Annotated in this window: 24 protein-coding genes; 7 read left to right on the forward strand and 17 right to left on the reverse strand. The window is 66.6% G+C overall.

What is annotated here, in order from left to right:
* Positions 1 to 105: 105 nt before the first annotated feature.
* The 6 genes from coaBC (at position 106) to ACH2CY_RS19020 (ending at position 4661) form a co-directional block, all read left to right on the forward strand.
* Positions 106 to 1314, forward strand: coding sequence for a bifunctional phosphopantothenoylcysteine decarboxylase/phosphopantothenate--cysteine ligase CoaBC (gene coaBC / locus ACH2CY_RS18995; RefSeq protein WP_395020903.1), 1209 nt, complete (start codon positions 106 to 108; stop codon positions 1312 to 1314).
* A complete protein-coding gene (gene dut / locus ACH2CY_RS19000) occupies positions 1307 to 1810 on the forward strand; it encodes a dUTP diphosphatase (RefSeq protein WP_395020904.1) in 504 nt (167 codons plus the stop codon). Before coaBC ends, dut begins: the two co-directional genes overlap by 8 nt.
* A 10-nt stretch (positions 1811 to 1820) precedes the next feature.
* Positions 1821 to 2276 (forward strand): RrF2 family transcriptional regulator, encoded by a 456-nt coding sequence (locus ACH2CY_RS19005; RefSeq protein WP_395020989.1) that lies wholly within the window; start codon positions 1821 to 1823, stop codon positions 2274 to 2276.
* 63 nt (positions 2277 to 2339) lie between these two features.
* Positions 2340 to 3302, forward strand: a complete 963-nt coding sequence (gene cysK, locus ACH2CY_RS19010) for a cysteine synthase A (protein WP_395020905.1) — start codon at positions 2340 to 2342, stop codon at positions 3300 to 3302.
* A 145-nt stretch (positions 3303 to 3447) separates the two neighbouring features.
* A complete protein-coding gene (gene moeB / locus ACH2CY_RS19015) occupies positions 3448 to 4212 on the forward strand; it encodes a molybdopterin-synthase adenylyltransferase MoeB (RefSeq protein ID WP_395020907.1) in 765 nt (254 codons plus the stop codon).
* Between the two features lie 23 nt (positions 4213 to 4235).
* Positions 4236 to 4661: a VOC family protein gene (locus tag ACH2CY_RS19020; RefSeq protein WP_395020909.1), complete on the forward strand. Its 426-nt coding sequence runs from the start codon at positions 4236 to 4238 to the stop codon at positions 4659 to 4661.
* On the opposite strand, the gene ACH2CY_RS19025 is transcribed toward ACH2CY_RS19020, so the two are convergent.
* Genes ACH2CY_RS19025 through ACH2CY_RS19035 form a run of 3 tightly spaced genes read right to left on the reverse strand, consistent with a single transcriptional unit; the run spans position 4658 to position 6520 of the window.
* Positions 4658 to 5008, reverse strand: coding sequence for a GFA family protein (locus tag ACH2CY_RS19025; protein WP_395020910.1), 351 nt, complete (start codon positions 5006 to 5008; stop codon positions 4658 to 4660). The genes ACH2CY_RS19020 and ACH2CY_RS19025 overlap by 4 nt on opposite strands.
* Before the next feature lie 43 nt (positions 5009 to 5051).
* Positions 5052 to 5528, reverse strand: coding sequence for a GNAT family N-acetyltransferase (locus ACH2CY_RS19030; RefSeq protein ID WP_395020911.1), 477 nt, complete (start codon positions 5526 to 5528; stop codon positions 5052 to 5054).
* A gap of 8 nt (positions 5529 to 5536) precedes the next feature.
* Positions 5537 to 6520 (reverse strand): 2-hydroxyacid dehydrogenase, encoded by a 984-nt coding sequence (locus tag ACH2CY_RS19035; RefSeq protein WP_395020912.1) that lies wholly within the window; start codon positions 6518 to 6520, stop codon positions 5537 to 5539.
* Positions 6521 to 6682: 162 nt separating this feature from the next.
* On the opposite strand from ACH2CY_RS19035, the gene ACH2CY_RS19040 reads away from it, so the two are divergent.
* Positions 6683 to 7195 (forward strand): SH3 domain-containing protein, encoded by a 513-nt coding sequence (locus ACH2CY_RS19040; RefSeq protein ID WP_395020913.1) that lies wholly within the window; start codon positions 6683 to 6685, stop codon positions 7193 to 7195.
* Positions 7196 to 7205: 10 nt separating this feature from the next.
* On the opposite strand, the gene ACH2CY_RS19045 is transcribed toward ACH2CY_RS19040, so the two are convergent.
* The 14 genes from ACH2CY_RS19045 to queA form a co-directional block, all read right to left on the reverse strand.
* Positions 7206 to 9413, reverse strand: coding sequence for a spermidine synthase (locus ACH2CY_RS19045; protein ID WP_395020915.1), 2208 nt, complete (start codon positions 9411 to 9413; stop codon positions 7206 to 7208).
* Between the two features lie 180 nt (positions 9414 to 9593).
* Positions 9594 to 10190 (reverse strand): DUF3501 family protein, encoded by a 597-nt coding sequence (locus ACH2CY_RS19050; RefSeq protein ID WP_395020916.1) that lies wholly within the window; start codon positions 10188 to 10190, stop codon positions 9594 to 9596.
* 19 nt (positions 10191 to 10209) lie between these two features.
* Entirely contained in the window at positions 10210 to 11538 is a 1329-nt protein-coding gene (locus ACH2CY_RS19055) for a (Fe-S)-binding protein (protein ID WP_395020917.1), read from the reverse strand.
* Between the two features lie 101 nt (positions 11539 to 11639).
* Positions 11640 to 12059 (reverse strand): rubrerythrin family protein, encoded by a 420-nt coding sequence (locus tag ACH2CY_RS19060; protein ID WP_395020918.1) that lies wholly within the window; start codon positions 12057 to 12059, stop codon positions 11640 to 11642.
* Positions 12060 to 12248: 189 nt separating this feature from the next.
* On the reverse strand, positions 12249 to 12662 hold the full coding sequence (irrA, locus tag ACH2CY_RS19065) for an iron response transcriptional regulator IrrA (protein ID WP_395020919.1): 414 nt from the start codon (positions 12660 to 12662) through the stop codon (positions 12249 to 12251).
* Positions 12663 to 12740: 78 nt separating this feature from the next.
* The gene (locus ACH2CY_RS19070; protein WP_395020920.1) at positions 12741 to 15173 is read right to left on the reverse strand and encodes a caspase family protein; all 2433 of its coding nucleotides are present in this window, start codon (positions 15171 to 15173) and stop codon (positions 12741 to 12743) included.
* Between the two features lie 20 nt (positions 15174 to 15193).
* Positions 15194 to 16924: an SH3 domain-containing protein gene (locus ACH2CY_RS19075; RefSeq protein WP_395020922.1), complete on the reverse strand. Its 1731-nt coding sequence runs from the start codon at positions 16922 to 16924 to the stop codon at positions 15194 to 15196.
* Positions 16925 to 16982: 58 nt separating this feature from the next.
* The gene (locus ACH2CY_RS19080; RefSeq protein ID WP_395020923.1) at positions 16983 to 17156 is read right to left on the reverse strand and encodes a hypothetical protein; all 174 of its coding nucleotides are present in this window, start codon (positions 17154 to 17156) and stop codon (positions 16983 to 16985) included.
* A gap of 47 nt (positions 17157 to 17203) precedes the next feature.
* Complete coding sequence (locus tag ACH2CY_RS19085; RefSeq protein ID WP_395020924.1) at positions 17204 to 18934, reverse strand: caspase family protein; 1731 nt, start codon at positions 18932 to 18934, stop codon at positions 17204 to 17206.
* 178 nt (positions 18935 to 19112) lie between these two features.
* Positions 19113 to 20234 (reverse strand): tRNA epoxyqueuosine(34) reductase QueG, encoded by a 1122-nt coding sequence (gene queG / locus ACH2CY_RS19090; protein ID WP_395020925.1) that lies wholly within the window; start codon positions 20232 to 20234, stop codon positions 19113 to 19115.
* Positions 20231 to 20695, reverse strand: coding sequence for a preQ(1) synthase (gene queF, locus ACH2CY_RS19095; protein WP_395020927.1), 465 nt, complete (start codon positions 20693 to 20695; stop codon positions 20231 to 20233). Before queF ends, queG begins: the two co-directional genes overlap by 4 nt.
* A gap of 10 nt (positions 20696 to 20705) precedes the next feature.
* A complete protein-coding gene (locus tag ACH2CY_RS19100) occupies positions 20706 to 21521 on the reverse strand; it encodes a Cof-type HAD-IIB family hydrolase (RefSeq protein WP_395020928.1) in 816 nt (271 codons plus the stop codon).
* Positions 21518 to 22633 carry a tRNA guanosine(34) transglycosylase Tgt gene (tgt, locus tag ACH2CY_RS19105; RefSeq protein WP_395020930.1) on the reverse strand — a complete coding sequence of 372 codons (1116 nt, stop codon included), beginning with the start codon at positions 22631 to 22633 and terminating at the stop codon, positions 21518 to 21520. Before tgt ends, ACH2CY_RS19100 begins: the two co-directional genes overlap by 4 nt.
* A complete protein-coding gene (queA, locus tag ACH2CY_RS19110; RefSeq protein WP_395020990.1) occupies positions 22630 to 23337 on the reverse strand; it encodes a tRNA preQ1(34) S-adenosylmethionine ribosyltransferase-isomerase QueA in 708 nt (235 codons plus the stop codon). Before queA ends, tgt begins: the two co-directional genes overlap by 4 nt.
* Positions 23338 to 23367: the final 30 nt, after the last annotated feature.

The following is a 23367-nucleotide window of genomic DNA, read 5'->3' on the forward strand; positions in this document are numbered from 1 at the left end:
GCCTCATATTGAATCTACGCAGCCTTGACGGTTAATTCCGCCAAACTTGAAAATAGTGCTTCTGCGGAATAAATACTGGCGGGAACTGTGGAATTTGGAGGTCCGATGCTGGCGGGGAAGCGGATCCTGCTGATCGTCGCCGGCGGCATTGCCGCCTATAAGACGCTGGAGCTGATCCGGCGCGGGCGGGAGCGCGGGCTCTCCTTCCGGGTCATCCTGACCCGCGGCGGGTCCGAGTTCGTGACGCCCTTGAGCCTCTCTGCCATCTCGGAGCACAAGGTCTATCAGGAGCTGTTCTCGCTGACCGATGAAAGCGAGATGGGCCATATCCGCCTCTCGCGCGAGGCCGATCTGGTGGTGGTCGCCCCGGCCACCGCCGACATCATGGCCAAGCTCGCCCATGGGATCGCCGACGATCTCGCCACCACCACCCTGCTTGCGACCTCGGCGCCGGTGCTGCTGGCGCCGTCGATGAACGTGCTGATGTGGCAGAACGCGGCGACCCAGGCCAATGTCGCGACCTTGAAGGCCCGGCATATCCGGATGGTCGGACCCGATGCGGGCGACCTTGCTTGCGGCGAAGTCGGGTCGGGCCGCATGGCCGAACCTGTCGACATCCTGAACGCGATCGAGACCCTGCTCGCGGATGCGACGCTGAAGGGCTTGAAAGCGCTGGTGACCTCCGGGCCGACTTTCGAAGCCATCGACCCGGTGCGCTATATCGCCAACCGCTCCTCGGGCAAGCAGGGGCATGCGATCGCGGCCGCGCTCGCACGCATGGGTGCGGAGACCACGCTCGTTTCCGGTCCGACTCGCTTGCCCGATCCGCCCGGCGTCACCATGCGGCATATCGAGACCGCGGCGGAGATGCTGGCGGCCTGCGAGGCCTCCCTGCCCGTGGATGTGGGCGTGTTCGCCGCCGCGGTGGCCGACTGGAAAGTGGCGCGCCCCGCCAACCAGAAGATCAAAAAGGACGATTCCGGCAGGACTCCGAACCTGGAACTTGCCGCCAATCCCGACATTTTACAGAGCATGTCGCAGGCCGGTTCCAAGCGCCCGAAACTGGTGATCGGCTTTGCCGCCGAGACCGAGAATCTGGTCGCCAACGCCCAGGCGAAGCTCGCGAAGAAGGGCTGCGACTGGATCCTGGCCAACGACGTCTCGCCCGACCGCGGCACTTTCGGCGGCGAGCGCAACACGATCCATCTCGTCACCCATGAACGCAGCGAAGATTGGCCGGATCTCTCAAAGCTGGAAGTCGCCGACCGGCTCGGCCAGCGCATCGCCGCGCATTTTGGAAGAGTGAATGCCTGAGCCCATCATCACCGTCAAAGTGACGCGCCTTGCGCATGGCGCCGATCTGCCGCTGCCCCATTACGCGACGACGGAGAGCGCGGGGCTCGATCTGGTCGCCGCGGTCGCCGATGAATTCCGCTTAGGCCCGGGCGAGCGCGCGCTCATTCCGACCGGCTTCGCGATGGCCCTGCCGCCCGGCTACGAGGCGCAGGTGCGGCCGCGTTCCGGCCTCGCGCTGAAGCACGGCGTCACCACCTTGAACACCCCGGGCACGATCGACGCCGATTATCGCGGCGAGGTCGGCGTCATCCTGATCAACCACGGCCAGGAGATCTTCACCATCAAGCGCGGCGACCGGATCGCGCAGATGGTGGTGGCGCCGGTCACCCGCCTGCAATGGTCCGAGCAGGCGACACTGGACACCACGGCGCGCGGCGCCGGCGGCTTCGGCTCGACGGGTGTCGGAGGCGTGGGCGGAGTCAAAATCGCAGCAACGGAGGGTCTCCATGGATAGGGCGGTTGCCATGCTGCACCCTTCCAAACGCCTTCTCTTCGCGATCGAGGCGGTGCTGGACATTGCCTATTACGGCGGCTCCCAGCCGGTGCAATCCGGCGAGATTTCCGGCCGCCAGGGCATCCCGCGGCGCTACCTGGAACAGGTCTTGCAGCATCTGGTGCGGGCGGGCATCCTGGCGGGGCATCGTGGCCCGAAAGGCGGCTACATGCTGGCCAAGGAGCGGCGCCGCATTTCCATGGGCGAGATCGTTCGCGCGGTCCGCCAGTTCGAAGGCGGAAGCGACCCGGTCGAGACCGCCGCCGGATCCCGGGTCGGGCTCGAAGTGGTCCGTCCGCTCTGGCGCCAGCTGCAGCTCGAAATGCTGGCCAAGCTCGATGCCGTAACGCTGGAGGATCTGTGCACCAAGGCGCAGAACGCCGGCATACGTTCGGACGCGCATCAACGCTTGGATTTCAGCATCTAGGCCCCTCGGTCTATATCTGGGCGGCCTGGTCACTCGAGCATCTTCTCATCTTACGGGGCGGTCATGACCGAAGCAGCGGCCCAGTTTCGCGGGCGGATTTACGACACCTTCCTGGATACCATCGGCGCGACGCCGATCGTGCGGCTGGCCAAGCTCGCCAAGTCCGAGAACGTGAAGGCCGATCTCATGGCCAAATGCGAGTTCTTCAATCCCCTGTCCTCGGTGAAGGATCGGATCGGCCTCGCCATGATCGATGCGCTCGAAGCCGAGGGCAAGCTGAAGCCCGGCGCGACGCTGATCGAGCCGACCTCCGGCAACACCGGCATCGCGCTCGCCTTCGTCGCGGCGGCCAAGGGCTACCGGCTGATCCTCACCATGCCGGAGAGCATGTCGATCGAACGGCGCAAGATGCTGCGCCTGCTCGGCGCCGAGCTGGAATTGACCCCGGCGCCGCGCGGCATGTCGGGGGCCATTCAGCGCGCGGAGCAACTGCTGAAGGAAATCCCCAACTCGATCATGCCGCAGCAGTTCAGCAACCCGGCCAATCCCGACATCCACCGCAAGACCACCGCGGAGGAAATCATCGCCGATACCGGCGGCAAGCTCGACTACTTCCTGTCCGGCGTCGGGACCGCCGGCACCATCACCGGCGTCGGCGAGGTGATCAAGGCGAAGATCCCCGGCGTCAAAGTGGTCGCGATCGAACCCGAGGATTCGCCGGTGATTTCGGGCGGCCAGCCCGGCCCGCACAAGATCCAGGGCATCGGCGCCGGCTTCATTCCCGACAACCTCAACCGCGCCATCATCGACGAAGTCCTCACCGTTTCCAATGCCAATGCCTTCGCGATGGCGCGCAAGGCCGCCCGAGTCGAAGGCATGCCGGTCGGCATTTCCTCCGGGGGTGCGCTCGCCGCCGCGTGTGAGCTTGGCCGCCGCCCCGGCATGGAGGGAAAACGCATACTTGTGATCTTGCCCTCTTTTGCCGAGCGTTACCTCTCGACGGCTCTATTTGAGGGCTTAGAATAGCGCCTGTACACGGGCTGGCTGCGCCGTTCCCACTCGGTCGTCATCCTCCGCGAAGGCGGAGGATCCACGAGTTTCTAGGCTGGCAAACTCGTGGATCGTCCGCCTTCGCGGACCATGACGAGAAGAAAACAGGCCTGACCCAACGATGCTCGAACTCAGCGACCGCCAGCTCGAACGCTATGCCCGCCATGTCATCCTCGACGAGGTGGGCGAGGCAGGCCAGGCCAAGCTGATCGCCGCGCGCGTGCTGGTAGTCGGCGCGGGCGGACTGGGCGCGCCGCTGCTGCTCTATCTCGGCGCGGCCGGGGTCGGCACGCTGGGTGTCGTCGATGACGACACGGTAGATCTTTCCAATCTGCAGCGCCAGGTGATCCATGACGAGACCACGCTCGGCATGCCCAAGGTTGCGAGCGCGCAAGCGCGGCTGGAGAAGCTCAACCCCGACGTCACGGTGGTCACGCACCAGGAACGCCTGAACGCCGAGAATGTCGAGCGGCTGATCGGCGGTTACGACATCATCGCCGACGGCAGCGACAATTTCCGCACCCGCTATCTGCTGAACGACGTCTGCTTCAAGCTGAAGAAGACGCTGGTCAGCGCCGCCCTGCTCCGCTTCGACGGCCAGCTTTCGACCTACAAGGCGCATCTTGGGCAGGGGCATCCCTGCTATCGCTGCATCTTCCCGGAGCAGCCGCCTTCCGATCTCATTCCGCGCTGCGAGGAGGCCGGCATTTTCGGCGCCGTCGCCGGCGTCATGGGCTGCCTGCAGGCGACCGAGGTCTTGAAGGAGATCCTGGGCTTGGGCGATTCGCTCTCCGGCAAACTGATGATCTACGACGCGCTGGCGCCCGCCTTCCGCACCGTGCGCATCGCCAAGGACCCCGGCTGTCCCTGCTGCTCTGAAGCTTGAGCCCGGGCGATGCGAGCCCGGTGATGCAAGACCCGCTGATGTCCCAGGGCTATGACATCTGGACGCCGACGCTCCGGATCGCGAGGCCGACGGACAGCATCGAGGCGCTGCTGCCTTTCTATGTCGACGGCCTCGGCTTCCAGGTCCTGACGCGGTTCAACGACCATGAAGGCTTCTCCGGCGTGATCCTCGGCCATCCCGGGCAGGCTTATCATCTGGCCTTCACCCATCACAGAGGCCACAAGGCCGGGCGCGCACCGAGTGCGGACAACCTGCTGGTGCTCTACCTGCCGCAGCGCCTCGCCTATCAGGCGGCAATCGGGGCGATGGTCGAGATCGGCTTCAAGCCGGTGCCGTCGAACAACCCCTATTGGGACCAGTACGGCAAGACCTTCGAGGATCCCGACGGCTATCGCGTCGTTCTCACCAACCAGAGCTGGGACCGTTAGAGCTTCGCGCCGTCGAACTGCTGCACGGTGAGCGCGTCGAGATCGACCTCGGGCACGCAGCGCAGGTTGATGGCGCGGGTATTGGTGCCGTCCGGGCTGATGGCGGCGCCGAAGACATGGATGCCGCAGGTCTTGCAGAACTGGTGCGCGATGCGATGCTTGTTGAACTTGTAGGCCGCGAGCGCGCCTTCACCCTGGTCGAGCTTGAACTTCGCGACCGGGAAGAAGGCCATCAGCACGCCCTTGCGGCGGCAGATCGAGCAGTTGCAGCTCATCGCCTGTTTCGGCAGATCGGCGTCGACCGTGAACTTGACCGCGCCGCAGTGGCAGCTGCCCTGGAACGCCATGATGCTTTCTCCCACGCTTGTTTGAGCGCGGGAGCCTAGCACATCAGGCGAGCTTGAGCTCCATGTAGACCGAGGATTCGTTGTCCGGGTAGTCGCCGAACGGGCCACGGTTGGCGAAGCCGACCGAGCGGTAGAGGCTCAGCGCCTCGAGCTGCTTGTTGCCGGTCTCCAGCCGCAGCAGGTCAATGCCGCGGTCCTTCGCATGGCCAAGCAGCCGGTCGAGGATCAGGCGGCCGACGCGCCGGCCGCGCGCGGCGGGCGCCACATACATGCGCTTCACCTCGGCCCAGGCGATGCCGGCCTCGTCGGCCGGACGCGCGGCCACGGCGCCGAAGCCGAGCAGATCACCGCCATCGCGCGCCACGTAGAAGGCGATGCCCGGCTGCTGCAGCGCGGAGATGTCGAGCAGGAAGTTCTCGTTGGCGGAATAGAGCGTCGCGTAATAGCGATCCGCTTCTTCCAGGAGGGCGCGGATTTCCGGCTGGTCGGGATCCTCGATCCCGATCTTCGCCGGCGACAATTCCTGGCTCAGAGCATCGCCTCCAGCACCCGGTCGGGCGGCTTGTGGCCGTCGGCGAAGGTCTTGATGTTGATGATGACCTTCTCGCCCATGTCGACGCGGCCCTCGATCGTGGCCGAGCCCATATGCGGGAGGAGCACGACGTTGTCGAGCCGGAGCAGCTTCGGGTTGACCGCGGGCTCATGCTCGAAGACGTCGAGCCCGGCGCCGGCGATCTCCTTCTTCTCCAGCATGCGGGTCAGCGCATTCTCGTCCACCACCTCGCCGCGGGCGGTGTTGACCAGATAGGCATGCTTCTGCATCAGCTTCAGCCGCCGCGCCGACAGCAGGTGATAGGTCGCCGGCGTGTGCGGGCAGTTGATGGAGATGATGTCCATCCGCGCCAGCATCTGGTCGAGGCTCTCCCAATAGGTGGCCTCGAGCTGCTGCTCGAGCGAAGGATGGACGCGGCGGCGGTTGTGGTAATGCACCGAGAGGCCGAAGCCGCGTGCGCGGCGGGCGACGGCGGTGCCGATCCGCCCCATGCCGACGATGCCGAGGCGCTTGCCGGAGATCCGGTGGCCGAGCATGAACATCGGCCCCCAGCCCTTCCACTCGCCGGAGCGGATCAGGCGCTCGCCTTCGGAGACCCGGCGCGCCACGGCCAGGACCAGCGCCATGGTCATGTCGGCGGTGTCCTCGGTGAGGACGCCGGGCGTGTTGGTGACGGTGATGCCGCGCTGCCGTGCGCTGGCGAGATCGATGTGATCGACACCGGTGCCGAACGAGGCGATGAGGCGGAGATTGGGGCCGGCCTGGGAGAGGACGGCGTTGTCGATCCGGTCGGTGACGGTCGGAACCAGGACGTCGGCGGTCTTCACCGCCTCTATGAGCTCGGCCTGCTCCAGCGGCCGGTCCTCGAGATTGAGCTTCACCCGGAACAGCTCCATCATCCGGGTCTCGACGCTGTCCGGAAGCTTCCGCGTGACGACGACATAGGGCTTGCCGGGCATAGAGAGACCTTTCGGATGCGCCTCCCCCGGCGCTGGAGCTCATGCAATAGCAAGCCGGGCGCCGCATTGTCCAGCGCCGGTCCGGGGTCCAGCCAAAGGGTGGAAAACCCAATCCAAGTCGCGGCTTGACGCGAGTCCGATCCCAATTAGATTGGTCGGGAAATGCCCGATTCGCTCGCCGCGCGCGTCCTCTTCGGCCTCATGATGCTCGCCTGCGTCATTCCGGCGCAGCCGAGCCATGCGCAAGACAACCTGCCCTTGCCGCGCTTTGCCTCGTTCAAGTCCGCCGAGGTCAATCTGCGCACCGGGCCGGGCGAGAATTATCCCAAGCAATGGGTCTACCAGCGCGCCGGCATGCCGGTGGAGATCTTCGATGAATGGGACACCTGGCGGCGGATCCGCGACTACCAGGGCGTCACCGGCTGGGTCAGCGTCAATCTGCTGACCGGCAAGCGCACGGCGATCGTGCTGGAGACCCGCCGGACCCTGCATGATTCGCCCAGCGAGACCGCCCGGGTGGTGGCAGAAGTGGAGCCGGGCGTGATCGGCCAGATCGACGAATGCAACGGCGATTGGTGCCGGCTCGAGGTCCGCGATCAAGCGAACCGCGCCGAAGGCTGGCTGAAGCGGACCGAGATCTGGGGCGTCACCCCGACCGAGAACTTCAAGGACTGACGCCGCCGCCCTATTTCCAGGGCCAGCGGATCACCGAGAGGATATCGACGTAGTCGTCGGTCCAGACCCGCCCTTTCATGAGCAGCGGGAGAGGCTGCCAGCGCGCATCGGTCGCCAGGGAGCCGAGATCCGCTTCATCCCGCGCCAGCACCGCCCATTCCGAGGGCGAGATCAAGCTGTCCGCCGGCGGTTCCCCGGGGAAGAACTGAAAGCGGCCGACCAAGCCCCGGTCCGCCGCCAGCCGCGCGACCGCGGGCAGAAGCTCTATGTTCCGGTTGGAGAGATGCATCAGGAGCAATCCCCGCGGCTGCAGCTTCCGGAGATAGAGATCGAGCGCTTCCCGGGTCAAGAGATGCACCGGGATCGAATCCGAGCCGAAGGCGTCGAGCACCAGCAGGCGATAGGAAGCATCGGGTTCGAGCGCCAGCTTCAAGCGGCCGTCGCCGAGCACGACCCTTGCGTCCGGCGTGCAGTCCGCGAGATAGGAGAAGTATTCGGGGTTGTGCGCGGTGGCGAGGATCGCGGGATCGATCTCGAAATAGGTCCAGGCCTCGCCGGGTTGGCTCAAGCAGGCCATGGCGCCGGCGCCGAGGCCGATCACGCCGACCGGCGAAACCGGGCTTGCTTCGCGCATCGCCGCGATCACCTGACCGGCCGGCCCCGCCTTGGCGTAGTAGAGCAGCGGCTCGCGTTGCCGCGCCGGATCGGTGAACTGCGCGCCATGGGTGGTGTTGCCATGCATCAGGAAATGCACCGGCACGGAATCCGACCAGCCGATCTCGATCCGGTGCACGCCGAAGAAACTGCGATAGCGCGCCAGCTCCGGCCTGAGCGAGATGTCCGAGCCGGCGGCGAGGACGGCGGCTGCGAGCAAGGTCATGGCGACGGGTTTCCGGCGCGCGGCGAAGCAGAGCACCGCCGCGACCGCTTTCGCCTCCACCAGCCCTTGCAGCGCGCCATGCCCCGAGGCGAAAGTCAGTGCGCCGCGCAGCGCGAGAAAGAGCACGACCGCCGCGGCCAGCCATCTCCAATTCAGCCAGGCCTTCGGCGCGGCGCCGCGCCCGATCGCCCAGAGCGCGATCGCGGCGAAGACAGCAATCGGATATTCATAGACGCCTGAGAAGAGGAGCGGTGCCAGCACGGCATTGAACAGCCCGCCGAGCGCGCCGCCGAGCGACATCAGCAGGAAGAACTCGGTGAGATGCCGGGGTGCCGGCCGCAGCGCCACCAGCTCCGAATGGCAGCTCAGCGCCAGGAAGAACAACAGCGCGATGCCGATTGCGATCTGCGGCGGGCCGATGCTGGTCTCGAAGCCCGACACCAGGACCGCGATGGTCGCGACATAGGGAATGCTGCGCGCCACGCCTTCGCGTGTCAGCAGCGGCCGCCGCGCGAAGGCAATGACGAAGGTCAGCAGATAGACCATCAATGGCAGGATCCAGAGCAGCGGCACCGAGGCGATGTCGGTGGAGATCTGCAAGGTCACGCCGAGAAACAGGCTGGAGGGTGCGGCCGCGAGGGCCAGCCAATGCAGGCGGCGCTTCCACGTCAGGTCGCGCCCGGCATCGGGTGCCGGCATGCAGAGCACGACTGGCGGAACATAGTGGCGCAAGGTGGCCCAGCCGCAGGCGATCAAGCCCGCCAGCAGGACCAGGTAGGTCGCCGCCCAGAATCCGCTCTGGCCCTTGAGGCCGAGCTCGGGCTCGACCAGCAGCGGATAGAGAATCAGCGCGGCGAGGCTGCCGAGATTGCTGGCGGCGTAGAGGAAATAAGGATCGCCGGCATCCTTGGCGCCGGTCAGCGAATACCAGCGCTGCAGCAAGGGTGCCGTCGCCGAGACCACCACGAAAGGCAGGCCGACCGTCATCGCCATCATCCCGATGAGATCGCCTTGCGGCGGCCGATCGGCGGGCGGGACCCAGGATTCCGGCACGACGATGGGCATGAGGAAGATCGCGGCCAGGGCGAGCAGCGCGTGCACCGCCATCTGCAGGCGCGGCTGCAACCGCGCGGAGATGACATGGGCGTAGAAATAGCCGGCGAGCAGCGCGATCTGGAAGAACAGCGAGACCGTGATCCAGACCGACGCGGCGCCGCCGAGCTTGGGCAGGATCATCCGCCCCAGCATCGGCTGGATCAGGAACACCAGCCAGGCGCTGAGCAGCATGGTTCCGGCGAACAGCCAGGTGCTGCGCGAGGTCTGTGCCCGATGCTCCACCCGTTCCCCCGATTCGGCGCTGGGGGTCAGGTTAGTTTGGAGAGATTCCGGCGGATAGAGTCATTGTGTGGCACGCCCACCTCACCTCCCCCGAAGACGGGGGAGGAAGAAGGCGACTCATTGCGCCCCTCCCCCGACTTCGGGGGAAGCTTGGGGGGGTGCCGCAGACTCGGTTTTGCCTTACGCGAAATCCCCGGCGAGCTCGGCGCGGATCTCTTCCGGGAGCACGGCCATGTGGCTGTATTCGGGATGGCTGAAGCCGAGGATCACCTGGCGGTCCTGCTCGCGGAACAGGGCGACCTGCTGGGGCGTGAAGGGGAAGTGGATGAACTGCACCGAGGAGGCCTTGCCCTCGGCGTTGGTGCGGTCCTGGTCGGCTTCGGGGAGGCCCTTCACCACTTCGCCGTCGAGCTTGATGAAGGCGGTGTTCTCGACCCCGCCCAATCGCGCCAGGAATCGCGCGCGGCGCACCGGGTCGTCGATCTCGAACATGACCGTCGCGGTCAATTCGCTGCCCTGGGGGATGAGCGGGTTGTAGGCGCGGAGCTCGTCCTCGATCTGCGCCTCGCCGCCCTTCTCGATATGCAGCATCTCCTGGACCTGCTGCAGCATGGTCTCGAAGCATTCGAAATAGAAGGTCGCGACCGGGCCGACTTCCATGCGCCGCTTGCGCTTGCGCGCGACCACCGCCTTGCGCAGCTCCGCGCGCTTCGCCGCATATTCGGTGGGCGGCAGGATGTCGGCACGGCTGATCGCCGTCTTCTTGGCAGCAGTCATCGAAGAACTCCGTGAGACTCTAGTTCAGCCCGTAGGCGCGGGCGAAGAGCTGGATCGGATGCCAGGCGTGTTCCGGCGCCTTGTCGGCATCGAGCCGCTCCATGCCCTGGACGATATGCTCGCCGGCCAGCGGGCATTCCGAGGCGACAAAGGCCTTGCCCGCCGTAATCGCCTGGCGCGCCACCGGGCGGCCCACCTTCAGCGCGGTCTGGAAGTTGCCCTTGAAGATGCCCCAGGAGCCGCCATGGCCCGAGCAGCGCTCGATCACCGCGAGGTCGGCCTCGGGAATGAGCTTCAGCATCTCCGCCGCCTTCTGGCCCATGTTCTGGGCGCGGGAATGGCAGGCGATATGCACCGCCATGCCACCCGGCAGGGCGCCCAGGCCCGGCGCCAGGCCTTCGCGGCGGGCGATGTCGACCACGTATTCGCTGACGTCGTAGGTCGCGTCGGAGAGGGTCTTGATCCGCGCGTCGTTGGGCAGGATCAACGGCCATTCGAATTTCAGCATCAGCGCGCAGGACGGAACCAGCGCGATCACGTCATAGCCGTCGGCGACATAGGGGAGCAGCGCATCGGCGACGGTCGAAGCATGCTCGGCTACGCGGGCGACGTCGCCGCGCTCCAGATGCGGCATGCCGCAGCAGCGCGGGTAGACCACCTCGGTGGCGACGCCGTTCCGCGCCAGCACCGCGCGCGCCGCGGTGCCGATCTCGGGATTATTGTAGTTGGCGAAGCAGGTCGCATAGAGCACCGCCTTGCGGCCGAAGGCGGGTGCGCCGGTGTTGACCTCGGGCTTCTCCTCCGCCGCGCGCAGCACCAGGGTGCGGCCATGGAATTTCGGCAGATAGGCCTCGCGGTCGACGTTGGCCACCTTCTCCAGCACGGCGCGGGCGAGGCCGTTCTGCGCGGCGGCATTGGCGATCGGTGCTGCCAGCGACGCGGCCTTGCCGTTGCGGTCGGTCTCGGTGAATTGCGCGCCGATCTTGTCTTCCTTGCCGGCCTTCAATTCGGCGGCGCGGTAGCGCAGCATCAGATGCGGAAAGTCGAGCGCCCATTCATGCGGCGGCACGTAGGGACACTTGGTCATGAAGCAGAGATCGCAGAGCGTGCAGGCATCGACCACCTGCTTGTAGTCCTTCGGATCGACGCCGGCCATTTCGTCGGGCGAGGCATCGACCAGGTCGAACAGGCGCGGGAAGGAATCGCAGAGATTGAAGCAGCGGCGACAGCCATGGCAGATGTCGAAGACGCGGTGCATCTCCGCTTCGATCTTCGCCATGTCGTAGAAATCGGGATCCTGCCACGCGATCGGGTGGCGGACCGGTGGCTCTAGGCTGCCTTCGCGCATCGCCCTATCCGAGAGAGTGTCGACGGGAACGTAAGCATCGGCCGGACCGCGCCGAGCTTCTCATCGGCGCGGTTCCGGCGGATGTCATCGGCTGGATAAGATCAGCCGAGGGTGTCGAGCGCCTTCTGGAAGCGGCCGGCATGGGACTTCTCGGCCTTGGCCAGGGTCTCGAACCAGTCGGCGATCTCGTCGAAGCCCTCTTCGCGGGCGGTGCGGGCCATCCCCGGGTACATATCGGTGTACTCATGGGTCTCGCCGGCGATCGCCGCCTTGAGGTTCGGCGCGGTGCCGCCGATCGGGAGACCCGTCGCGGGATCTCCGGTCGCCTCGAGGAACTCGAGATGGCCGTGGGCATGGCCGGTCTCACCCTCGGCGGTCGAGCGGAACACGGCGGCGACGTCGTTGTAGCCTTCGACATCGGCCTTTTGTGCGAAATAGAGATAGCGACGGTTGGCCTGGCTCTCGCCGGCGAACGCGGCCTTCAGGTTGCCTTCGGTCTTGGAGTTCTTGAGGTTTGCCATTTGCTTGCTCCCTTTTGCAGTGGCGGAGTCGTTTCTCGGCAGTGTTCTTGTCGAAACGGTCTCAAGGCCGGTCCGACGCAGGACGGGACCGATCCCCGGACGAATCATAGGCAGCCGAAACGGCCCCTGTCAACGGATTAGAACTACTCTAAACAGAGCGCCGCGCGGCTGAAATTAAAGGCGAAAGGATCAGTCGCGGGTGACGCGGACGATGACTTCGACGCGCTCGATGCGGGTGCCCATGGGCGGCTCCGGCAGGCGCGCGAGCGCGACCGAATCCCCGGGAATGTCCTCGAGGTGACCGTTCGCCTCGATGAAGAAGTGGTGGTGGTCGGAGGTGTTGGTGTCGAAGTAGGAGCGGCCCGGCTGCACCACCACCTCGCGCAGGAGACCCGCAGTGGTGAACTGGTGGAGCGTGTTGTAGACGGTCGCGAGCGACACCCGGACCCGCGCTGAAGTGGCCTCCTGATGCAGCTGCTCGGCGGTCACATGGCGGTCGCCGGCATCGAACAGCAGCTTGGCCAGGGACATGCGCTGGCGGGTCGGGCGGAGACCGGCGGACCGCAGCTTCTGGACCATAGGGGTGAAGGGGCGCGCTTCCATGACCGGAATATTGCCATATCCGCCGAAGGCTTGGAACCCGATTTTATAATCGTTAAAGAACCCGTGCCGGGTCAGGGCTTATCCGGGCTCCAGTGCGGCCAGGAAGGCCGGCGCGACCATGTATTCGATGTATTCATAGACCCGCGTGCCCTGCACCCGCCGGAAGGCGGCCCGGGCCGTCGGCTTGTCACCGGCGAGCGCCGCCTGGACCCCGATATAGAACTCGAGCTCGCAGCGGCGCTGCTTCTGCTCCCGCGCGTCGCCGCTCCGTCCGGCGCGCCGCAAGCCCTCGCCGTCGAGCTCGCCGGCCATGAAATCGATGACCGGTCGCGGCCAGTCGGTGAACTGCCGCTGCGCTTCGCCGAGGGTCTGCTGCGCCCCTGCCGCATCGCCCTTGGCGCGCTGGATCATCGCCTCCCAGATCCACCAATAAGCCCAGTTGCCCTCCGCCGCGACGCCGCGGTCGGCCATGGCGAGCGCGTCGTCGTCACGGCCGCCGAGATGGTAGGCGAACATGCTGGCGATCATGAAGCCGTCCGGCTCGAACACCGCGGCACGGTCGGCCTCGACGACTGCGTCCGCGATCTTGCCTTTGGACAGGAGGAGCAGCCCGACCTCTTCGGCATAATCCGGTTCCTCCGGTTTCATCTTCACGGCGCGCTCGATATTGGCGAGCGCCGCATCGAAGTCGCCGAGCCGCCGCTGCGCAGCACCCAGGTAGAAGAGCGAATCCGCCTGCTTCGGGTCCAATGCCACCGCCCGTTCCAGAGCGACCCGGGCTTCGGCGGTCGCGCCGCGGTCGAGATTGACGCGGCCGATCATGTAGAAGGCGCCGAAATACTCGGGGTCGATATCGACTGCGGCCCGGTAGCTCTGCAGCGCGTCTTCATAGCGCTCCTGATCGTAAAGGGCGCGGCCGAGATCCATCAGCACATTGTAGTGCGGGGTGTCGTCGGCGATGCCGGCTTCCAGCAAGCGCCGGCAGGCCGCCTCGCGATCCGTCGCCAGGAGACCCTCCACGGAGCCGCAGACCTCTTTGTCGTCCCCAGGCGGCTTGCCGAGGGTGACCGTCATCCCTTCCGACTCCTGCGGCGCTTCCGGCGCCGCCACGGGTGGCGGCGTGATCGCCGGGGGCGGCGGCTGGTCGGTGACCGCGCTCGCCGCGACGAAGCCGACCTGCCCGGAGGCAAGCTTCACCCGCCACCAGGCCTCGTCGGTGGTGCGGCCGGTGGCCTCGAGCTCCGTGTTCGCGGCAAGGTGGGTCACGATCTTCGCCTCGCCCGACGGCGCCTCGCGCAGCCGCGCCTGGTCCCTGGCGAAGAGCTTCGCGCTGACCGCGACGATGTCGGGAAGCGGCGGCGCGGCGGCGGGCGCCGGCGCCTGGAGCGCCGCGAGGCGCTGCTCGGCCCGGCTCGCAAACACGCCCTTGGGATATTTGTTGAGATAGGCCTGATAACTCTCGGCCGATGCGTCGGCCTCGACCGCATCCCAGAAAGCAGATTCGACGGCCGTGACACCGGGCGTTCCGGTCGCGGCCGAGAGGTCCGGCGCCGGGTGCAGCACGCGGTCGGCGCTTTGGCCATCCGGTTGCGCGCGCAGGCGCGCCAGCGGGGCGAAATCGCCGTCAGGATATTTGTCGAGATAGGCCTGATAGTCTTCGGCGCTCTTGCTGTCCTTGATCGCATCCCAGAAGGCGAGCTCGATCGCCTTGGGATCGACCGCATTTGTGGCGGCCGGCGCGGATGCCGCGGCCGCAGGCACGAAGTAGAAGGGCGCGGTCAGCGAGGAGGCATCCCAAGGCACCTGCTTCTTGTCGGTCGCCTCGAGCACCTGGCCGCGCACCTCCTGGAAGACGTCGTTGATGCTGGCGCCGGGCTTGGTGATTGCCGCCGCCAGCGCGGTGGTATAGGGGCTGTTGCCGCCCTTCCCGTCCTCGGCGACGTCGCCCGGCGCGGTCGAATAGGCGATGAAGCTGCCCATCGGCCGGATGCTGGGATCGGCCAGCCCGCGGGTCACCGCACGAAAGCCGCGTGAGAGCGGGTTGTTGCGGCAGGCATCGAGGATGACGATGTTGACCGCGGATTCGGCGAAGGCCATCTGCTTCATCACCAGATCGACCGGCACCGCCTCGAACTCGACATCGGGCTCGCGCGCGATCTTGGCGTGGATCGGGATGAGATAGTTGGTGCCGCCGACCTGCAGGCCGTGTCCGGCGTAGAAGAAGAGCCCGGTGGCGCCCGTGCCCGCCGTGGCGAGGCGCTCGCCGAAATCCTGCACCTTGCGTTTCATCGCCGCGAGATCGGCATCCTCGGCCTCGATCACCTCGAAGCCGATGCTCTTCAGGGTCTTCGCCATCAGCCGGGCGTCGTTGGCGGGATTGGGCAGCTGCCCGAGATCGCCGCCATAGCTTGAATTGCCGATCACCAGAGCGACACGCGGCTCGGCCTGCGCCATGCCCGAAAGCAGAAACAGGCTTGCGAAAACGAGCGCGATGAACCGCAACAGCCGCATCGGTGCGACCCGCCCTTGCCTCACATATTGGCGAGCCGGGCCTTGGCCGCTGCGAATTCCAGCGTCCAGTAGGCGCGGGTCGCCAGGGCGGCCTGGAGCGCGCTGCGCGCCGCCTCCTTGTCGCCGTTGAGGTAGGCCCATTCGCCGGCGAAGAAGTTCAAGGCGCAGAGCTGCTCGAAGCCGGTGTTGGCGTCGCGGTCCTTGGCCGCGGGCTTGGCCTTGGCGAGCGTGGTGGCGCCGGAGAGCGTGTCATAGACCGGGCCCGGCCAGGCATCGCCCGCAGCACCCTTGCCGCTTTCCAATGCCGCGGTGGCGCCGCCGGCATCGCCCTTCGCCTTCTTCGCGAGCGCCGACCAGAGCGGCGCGGTCGGCGCGCTGGAGGCCGAGGCCTGGCTGGCGGCCGCGTCGTGGTTGCCGGTGAAGTAGTTGACCGCCGCCAGGGTCAGCGAGCGCCGGTTGGAATCGGCGGCGTTGCCGCGCTCCAGCGCGACCTTGGCCGCGGCGAGATCGCCGCGCGCGATGTTGATCTCGCCGAGCTTCTCGTAATAGAGCGCGGGATCGTTGGGCACGAGCAAGGCGCGCTCGACCTCGAGCTTCGCCTTCTCGAAATCGCCGACGCCGATATAGGAGAGGCTGCGGTAGTACACGATGTCGGGATCCTGGTTGTCGAGCTGCGCGGCCTTCTCGAAGGCTGCGCGCGCTTCCGGGAAGCGGCGCTGGTCGAGCCGCACCAGGCCGATCCGGGTGTAGATCGACGGATCACGCGGCGCCAATACGGCCGCCTGCTCGTATTTGCGGATCGCCTCGTCGCGGCGCTTGGCCTGGTTGAGCGCCGCGGCGAGATCGCCCAAAGCCGCGATCTTCGCCTTGTCGTCCGCCGCTTTCGCCACCAGACGCTCGCAGGCGGCGACCCGGCCATTGCCCGATGCCGAAGAGGTCGGCTTGCAGATCTCCTCGTCGGGGCCGGTCGGCTCCGGGGCAGCAGCCGGCTCGGATTTCTTCTTCTGCGTGACCGCGACCGGCTGCTCGCTCAGCACCGAGCGGTGCATGTAGCCGCTCTGCCCGCCAACCTCGACCCGCCACCATTTGCCGTCGGTGGAGAGGCCGGTCGCTTTCACCTCGGTGTTGGTCTTCAGCTTGGTGACCAGCGCCGCCTTGGGATCCGGCTCGGCCCGCACCTGGCCGCCGTTGGTCGCATAGAGCGTGGCGCTCTGCGCGACGAAGGTGAGCGTGGGCGCCGGGCTCGGGGTCGGGGCGACAGCCGCCGGCTGCTCGGACGACGGCAGCGGCTCGACCGTCGGCGTCGACACCGGATCCCCTATGGGTTTGGCGTATTGCTCGACCCGGAGCTTGGCGAGATCGACGAACTCGCCGTTCGGGTATTTCTCGAGGTAGGCCTTGTAGTCGTCTGCGTTCTTGCTGGACTTGATCGAGTTCCAGTAGGCGATGTCCTGCTGCTGTGGATCCGGCGCGGGCGCGGCCGGCGCCGGTTCGGGTGCGGGCGCCGCCACGGTGTATTTCTTCACCCGCAGCTTGGCGAGGTCGGCGAAGTTGCCGTTGGGATACTTGTCGAGATAGCCCTGGTAGTCCTCGGCCTTCTTGCTGTCCTTGATCGCATTCCAGTAATCGAGTTCGCTCTGGGCCTGAGCGGTCTGAACGAGGACCGTTCCGGATGAGTCGGCGATCGCCGGCAGGCTCGAAAACGACGCCGCCAGAAGCAGCGCGGCGGACCATGCAAGCTTCTTAATCATGCCCTTCGGATTCATGCTCGGATCGTCGCTCCCTGTTGATCTGAAGACCCGTCCTGGCTCACTCCTGCTGCATCTTTACCAGAAGCGCGCGGGCGGCGGCACAGGCTGGGAGATCCGGCACCTTGGTTTCGGAGGCGACGCGCGGCTCGGCCGCCGCGAACGGTCCGCCGACGACGCAGAGCCAAGCGCATAACAGGATGCTCAACAGGGCGCGGCCGGCCAAGGCACGCATCGCCCGCTCCTCCCCCGGACCCGCCGCGACCATCGCGGCGAGCGGGCTTACTTTACTAGGTATTGCCGTCCGACATAACCCGTCCCGCCGTTCGGGAGGGACACCGCGAACCAGCGCCCGTCGCTGCTGCGCGCGGTGGCCAGCAATGGACCACCCTGGCTGAGCTGGAAGATCGGCTGACCGCCCACGGCATTGTAGATCTGCGTCCCCTGCCGGACCTTGATCGTCTCGGCGATCGGGTCGAAGGACAGCGAGGAGGCCATCTGCTGCGGCTGGGGCTGCGGGGCGGACTGTGTCTGCGGGATGCTGATCCCGAACTGGCTGGCGGCTTGTGACAGCAGTTGCTGGGCCACGTCGTTGCCCTGGGGCATGGGCGGTTGCGGCTCCGCCGTGGCGACCGGCACGAAGGCCTCGGCGCTGAGGGTCCGGGTGGCGGCCGGCTGGGCCGGTTCGGCGGAAGCCATCTGCACCGGCTGCTCGGAGACCACGCTGTTGTGCATATAGCCGGTCTGGCCGTCGGCGAGCTGCACCCGCCACCACTTGCCATCGGTCGAGATGCCGGACGCCGTCACTTCGGCATTGGTCGGCAGCTTGGAGAGCATCCGCGCCTTGGAGCTCGGCTCGGCGCGCACCTGGCCGCCGTCCTTGGCATAGACGGTCTGGCTCTGCAGGATGAAGGAAGTTCCCGCCGCCGGCTTGGCGACGGTTTGCGCGGCGGCATCGGGCTGCTTCGGCGGCTGGACGGTCTGGGCCGCGTCGGCGCTCGCCACCTGGGTGCTGCCACCGTTGAGCTCCGCAAGCTTGGCCTTCGCGCGCTCGACATAGAGGCCGTTCGGGTATTTCAGCAGATAGAGCTCGATGGCGTCGGAGTCGTTGCCGTCGGCGACGCTTTCCCAATAGGCCTTCTCCAGCGCCAGGGGATCATCCGCGGCGGGCGCGGCCGGCGTTGCCGGCGGCGGCGTGAGCGCGGCCACCTGCCCCGCTTCCGGTGGCTTGAAATAGAAGCGGCCGGTCAGCGACGAGGAATCCCAGGGCGTCTGCGTGTTGCCGGTCGAAGCCAGCACCTTGGTGCGCACTTCCTGGAACACGTCGGCGATGGAGAGGCCGGGCTGGGTGATGACCTCGGCCAAGGCCGTCGTATAGGGGCTATTGACGCCGTCGCCGTCCGCCGCGGTCGAGCCGGGTGCGGTCGAATAGGCGATGAAGCTGCCGCGCGGCGTCGCCTTGATCTCGGCCAGCCCGCGGCTGGCGCTGCGCGCCGAGCTCGGCAGCGGATTGTTACGGCAGGCATCGAGGATGATGATGTTCACCGCGCTGCCGGCGAAATCCATCTGCTGCAGCACCGTCGAGGCCGCGACCGCCTGCAGCGCCACATCGGCTTCGCGTTCGAGCTTGGCGTCGATCGGGATCAGGTAATTCTCGCCGGCAACCTGCACGCCGTGACCGGCGTAGAAGAAAAGACCGGTGCCTTCGGCGCCCGCCGCCGCCAGCTTCTTGCTGAAGGCGGCGATCGCCTGCTTGATCTGATCCGCGCCGGCATCCTCCGCCTCGACCACGTCGAAGCCGACGCTCTTCAGCGTCTTGGCCATCAGCTTGGCATCGTTGGCCGGATTGGGCAGCGCCGGCAGTCCGCCCTGATAGGCCGAGTTGCCGATCACCAGCGCGACGCGCGGCTCCGCCAGCGCCGGGTTCGCGAGGACCAAACCGAGCGCCAACGCGCAGCCGGCGCCGAGAGCGCCCAAGGCTTTCACGCCACGCCGACAGATGGAAAGCTTCATGACTGTCAGGTCCCGAGCGGCAGGGGCGCCGCAACGACCGAGCCGCGAAAATAGTCCAGAGGAATGGCCGAGATTATAGGCCTATTCGGCATCGTCTCAAAGCCGAGCCGGGCCTGCGGCCCCACACCTAAGTGCAAGAAAGCTAACCTTAAATTGACAACGGCACCGACCTTCGGTCTCAGCGCGAAGGCGACGCTTCATCCATGCCGATGCGCCATTCCTCGGCCACCCCCAAATGGGGGTCCTCGGTTACCGGCCTGAATGCCCGCATTTCGGCCGGCGAACAAAGCCGTCCCAGGGCCCAGACCGCGGCCTCGCGGACCAGGGGCGAAGGGTCGGCGAGATGCGGCCGGGCGGCGGCCTTGAGGTCTGCGATCCCGCTGTTACCGATGGCGATCAGCACGTTGCGCAGGAAACGGTCGCGGCCGATCCGCTTCACCGGTGACCCGGCGAAACGCTGGCGGAAGGCGGCATCGTCGAGGGTGGCGAGCGCGGCCAGTTCCGGCGCGGTCAGGTCGGCGCGGGCTTTCAGTTCCGGCTGCGCCGCCGCCTGGGCGAACTTGTTCCAGGGGCAGACGGCGAGGCAGACGTCGCAGCCGTAGATCCGGTTGCCGATCAGCGGCCGGAGCCCGCGCGGGATCGATCCCTTATGCTCGATGGTGAGATAGGAGATGCAGCGCCGCGCATCGATCTGATAAGGCACCGGGAAGGCCTGGGTCGGGCAGGCATCGAGGCAGCGCCGGCATTCGCCGCAACGATCGCTCTCCGCTTGATCGGCCTCGAGGTCGAGGGCCAGGAAGACCTCGCCCAGGAACAGCCAGGAGCCGAGTTCGCGGGAGACGAGATTGGTGTGCTTGCCCTGCCAGCCGATGCCGCCGGCCTGGGCCAGCGGCTTCTCCATCACCGGCGCGGTATCGACGAAGACCTTCACTTCGGTCTTGTGGGTGTCGGCAATCCAGCGGCCGAGGGCTTTCAGCTTCTTCTTCAGCACATCATGATAGTCGCGATGCCGCGCATAGACCGAGATGTTGGCGCGATCGGGCGGCAGATCGGTGGGCGCTTCATCGGGGCCGTAGTTGAGGCCGAGGACGACGACGCTTTTCGCCTCGGGCCAGAGGACTTTCGGATCACCGCGGCGGTCGGCTTTTGCCGGCATCCAGTCCATCTCGCCATGCAGGCCCTGGGCGATGAAGGCTTTCAGGTGCTCCTGCGCTTCCGGTGCGAGCGCGGCCTTGGCGAAGCCGACGGCATCGAAGCCGAGCTCAAGGGCTTTGTTGCGGATGGCGTCCTGGATGCTCATCCGCGTCCGCGATAGGGCTCGACGCCCTGCTCCGGCACCCAGAGGTCGGCGGGTTTCTTGCCCTTCTCGAAGAAGACGTCGATCGGCATGCCGCCGCGCGGATACCAGTAGCCGCCGATGCGGATCCATTGGGGCGCGATCGCGGCGATCAGGTCCTTGGCGATGTCGAGGGTGGTGCCTTCGTGGAAACCGCCATGGTTGCGGTAGGAATGCAGATAGAGTTTCAGCGACTTCGATTCCACCAGCCATTTCGCCGGCAGATAGTCGATGACGAAATGCGCGAAATCCGGCTGCCCGGTGACGGGACAGAGGCAGGTGAATTCCGGCGCGGTGAATCGCACGGTGTAGTTCTCAGAGGGATGCGGGTTGGGCACGCGCTCCAGGGTCTTGACGCTGGGCTCGGACGGCAGATCGCTCTTTGCGCCGAGCTGGGTGAGGGTGGTGTATTTCGGCTTGGCCATTGCGCGTCTCCTACTCCGCGGCCTTCGAGCGGGCCGCAACCAGCGCCTCGATCACCTGCGCGACCCCGTCCTGGTCATTCGTGCCGGTGGTCTCATAGCCTTCCGCCATCACGTCGGGATGGGCGTTGCCGACGGCGACGCCGCGGCCGACAAAGGAGAGCATCGCGAGATCGTTCGGCATGTCGCCGAAGGCCACCACGTTCTTAGGATCGACGCCGAGCCGCTTGCAGACATCGGCCAGGCCCAGCGCCTTGGAGACGCCGGCGGCAGCGACTTCGACGAAATGCATGCCGGAGAAGGTTACCGAGAGCTCGTTGCCGGTGACGGCGCGGACCAGCTCGGCCAAGGTCTCCACCGCGTGGTCCGGGTGATGGACCGCGAGCTTGATCACGTCCTCGGCGCAGAGCGTGTCGATGTCGCCGATCTTCGGTGCGACGCCGCTGACCCAGGTATCGGGCCGCGGGAAATGCGGCTCGGTGCCGACATGATGGCCGTGCTCGGTGGCGAAGCAGACGCTCGGCTCGCGCTCCTTGAGGCGCAGGATGATGTTTTTCAGGACATCGCGCGGCACATGCCGGTTCTCGATCACGGCCTGCTTATCGAAATCGTAGAGAATGGCGCCGTTGGAGCAGACCCCGATATTCCTGAGCCCGAGCTGGTCGGCGATCGGCTGCATGGTGCGCGGCGGCCGGCCGCTGGCCAGCACCATCTGGAAGCCGGCTTTGACGGCGGCCTTGACCGCGGCGACGGTGCGCGGCGAGAGGCTGCCGTCATGGCGCAGCAGGGTTCCGTCGAGGTCGCTGGCGATCAACTGGATGTCGGTCACTCTTTCTCGCTTTCCGCTCGTTGGGCGTGGAAGTCGGCGACGAACTTCTCGAGACTCCCGGCCTCGATTGCGCCGCGCAGGCCCTGCATCACCTCCTGATAGTAATGCAGATTGTGCCAGGTGAGCAGCATCGGCCCCAGCATCTCCTTGGCCTTGATCAGGTGGTGGAAATAGCCGCGCGAATAGTGGCGGCAGGCCGGGCATGAACAATCCGGATCGATCGGCCCGGTGTCGTCGGCATGGCGCGCGTTGCGCATGTTGAGCTCGCCGCGCCGGGTGAAGGCGAGGCCGGTGCGGCCCGAGCGCGTCGGCATCACGCAGTCGAACATGTCGATGCCGCGCTGGACCGCGCCGACGATGTCCTCCGGCCGCCCCACCCCCATCAGGTAGCGCGGGCGATCCTGGGGCAGGAAATCCGGGGTGAAGTCGAGCACGCGGAACATCTCCTGCTGGCCTTCGCCGATGGCAAGGCCGCCGATCGCATAGCCTTCGAAGCCGATCTCGCCCAGCGTCTTCGCGGATTCCTCGCGGAGGTCGCGGTAGATGCCGCCCTGCACGATGCCGAACTGGTGATAACCCGCGCGTTGCTGGAACGCCTTGCGGCTCCGCGCCGCCCAGCGCATCGAGAGCCGCATGGAATCCGCCGCCTGTTGCTCGGTCGCCGGGAAGGGCGTGCATTCGTCGAAGCACATGGTGATGTCTGCATCGAGCAGGTGCTGGATCTCGATGCTCCGCTCCGGTGTCAGCATGATCTTCGCGCCGTCGATATGCGAGCGGAAGGCGACGCCCTCCTCGCTGATCTTGCGGAGCTGCGCCAGGCTCATCACCTGGAAGCCGCCGGAATCGGTCAGGATCGGCCCCGGCCAGTTGGCAAACTTGTGCAAGCCGCCGAAATGCGCGACCCGCTCGGCGCCCGGGCGCAGCATGAGATGATAGGTGTTGCCGAGGATGATCTCGGCGCCGGTCGCCTTCACCGATTCCGGATGCATCGCCTTGACGGTGCCCGCGGTGCCGACCGGCATGAAGGCCGGCGTGTTCACGATGCCATGCGCGGTCTTGAGCTGGGCGCGCCGCGCCTTGCCGTCGGTGGCGAGAATGTCGAAGTGGCTCACGCGGCGTTCTCCAAGAGGCAGGCATCGCCGTAGGAGAAGAAGCGATAGCCGCTGTCGATCGCGTGCTGGTAGGCCGCGCGCATCTTCTCGGTGCCGGCGAAGGCGCAGACCAGCATGAACAAGGTCGATTTCGGCAGATGGAAATTGGTGAGCAACAGGTCGGCGGCGCGCACCTTCTTCCCCGGGTGGATGAAGATATCGGTCTCGCGCGCGAAGGGCTGCAGCTTGCTCTCGGCGTCAAGTGCCGATTCCAACAGGCGCAGCGAGGTGGTGCCGACGGCGACGATGCGCCGGCCTTCGGCGCGGGCGCGGTTATAGGCGTCGGCGGTCGCGGCGGAAACTTCGCCCCATTCGGCGTGCATCTTGTGCTCGGCGATGTCCTCGACCTTCACCGGCAGGAAGGTGCCGGCGCCGACATGCAATGTCACCCGCGCCTGCTTCACGCCGCGCTGCTCCAGTGCGTCGAGGAGTTCGGGCGTGAAGTGCAGGCCGGCGGTCGGCGCCGCGACCGCACCCTCGCGCGATGCGAAGATGGTCTGGTAATCGGCATCGTCCTCGGCCGAGACGGTACGCAGCTTGCGGATATAGGGCGGCAGCGGCATCGAGCCGATGCGGTGCAAAGCCGCCATGACCTCCGTTTCCGGGCAGTCGAAGCGCAGTCCGATCTCGCCGGAGTCTTTCTTTTCGAGGATGGTTGCCGTCAGTGCGGCGGGGGGGGGGGGGGGGGGGGGGGG

It is taken from the genome of Dongia sp. (genome assembly GCF_041905885.1).
Taxonomy (GTDB): Bacteria; Pseudomonadota; Alphaproteobacteria; order Dongiales; family Dongiaceae; genus Dongia.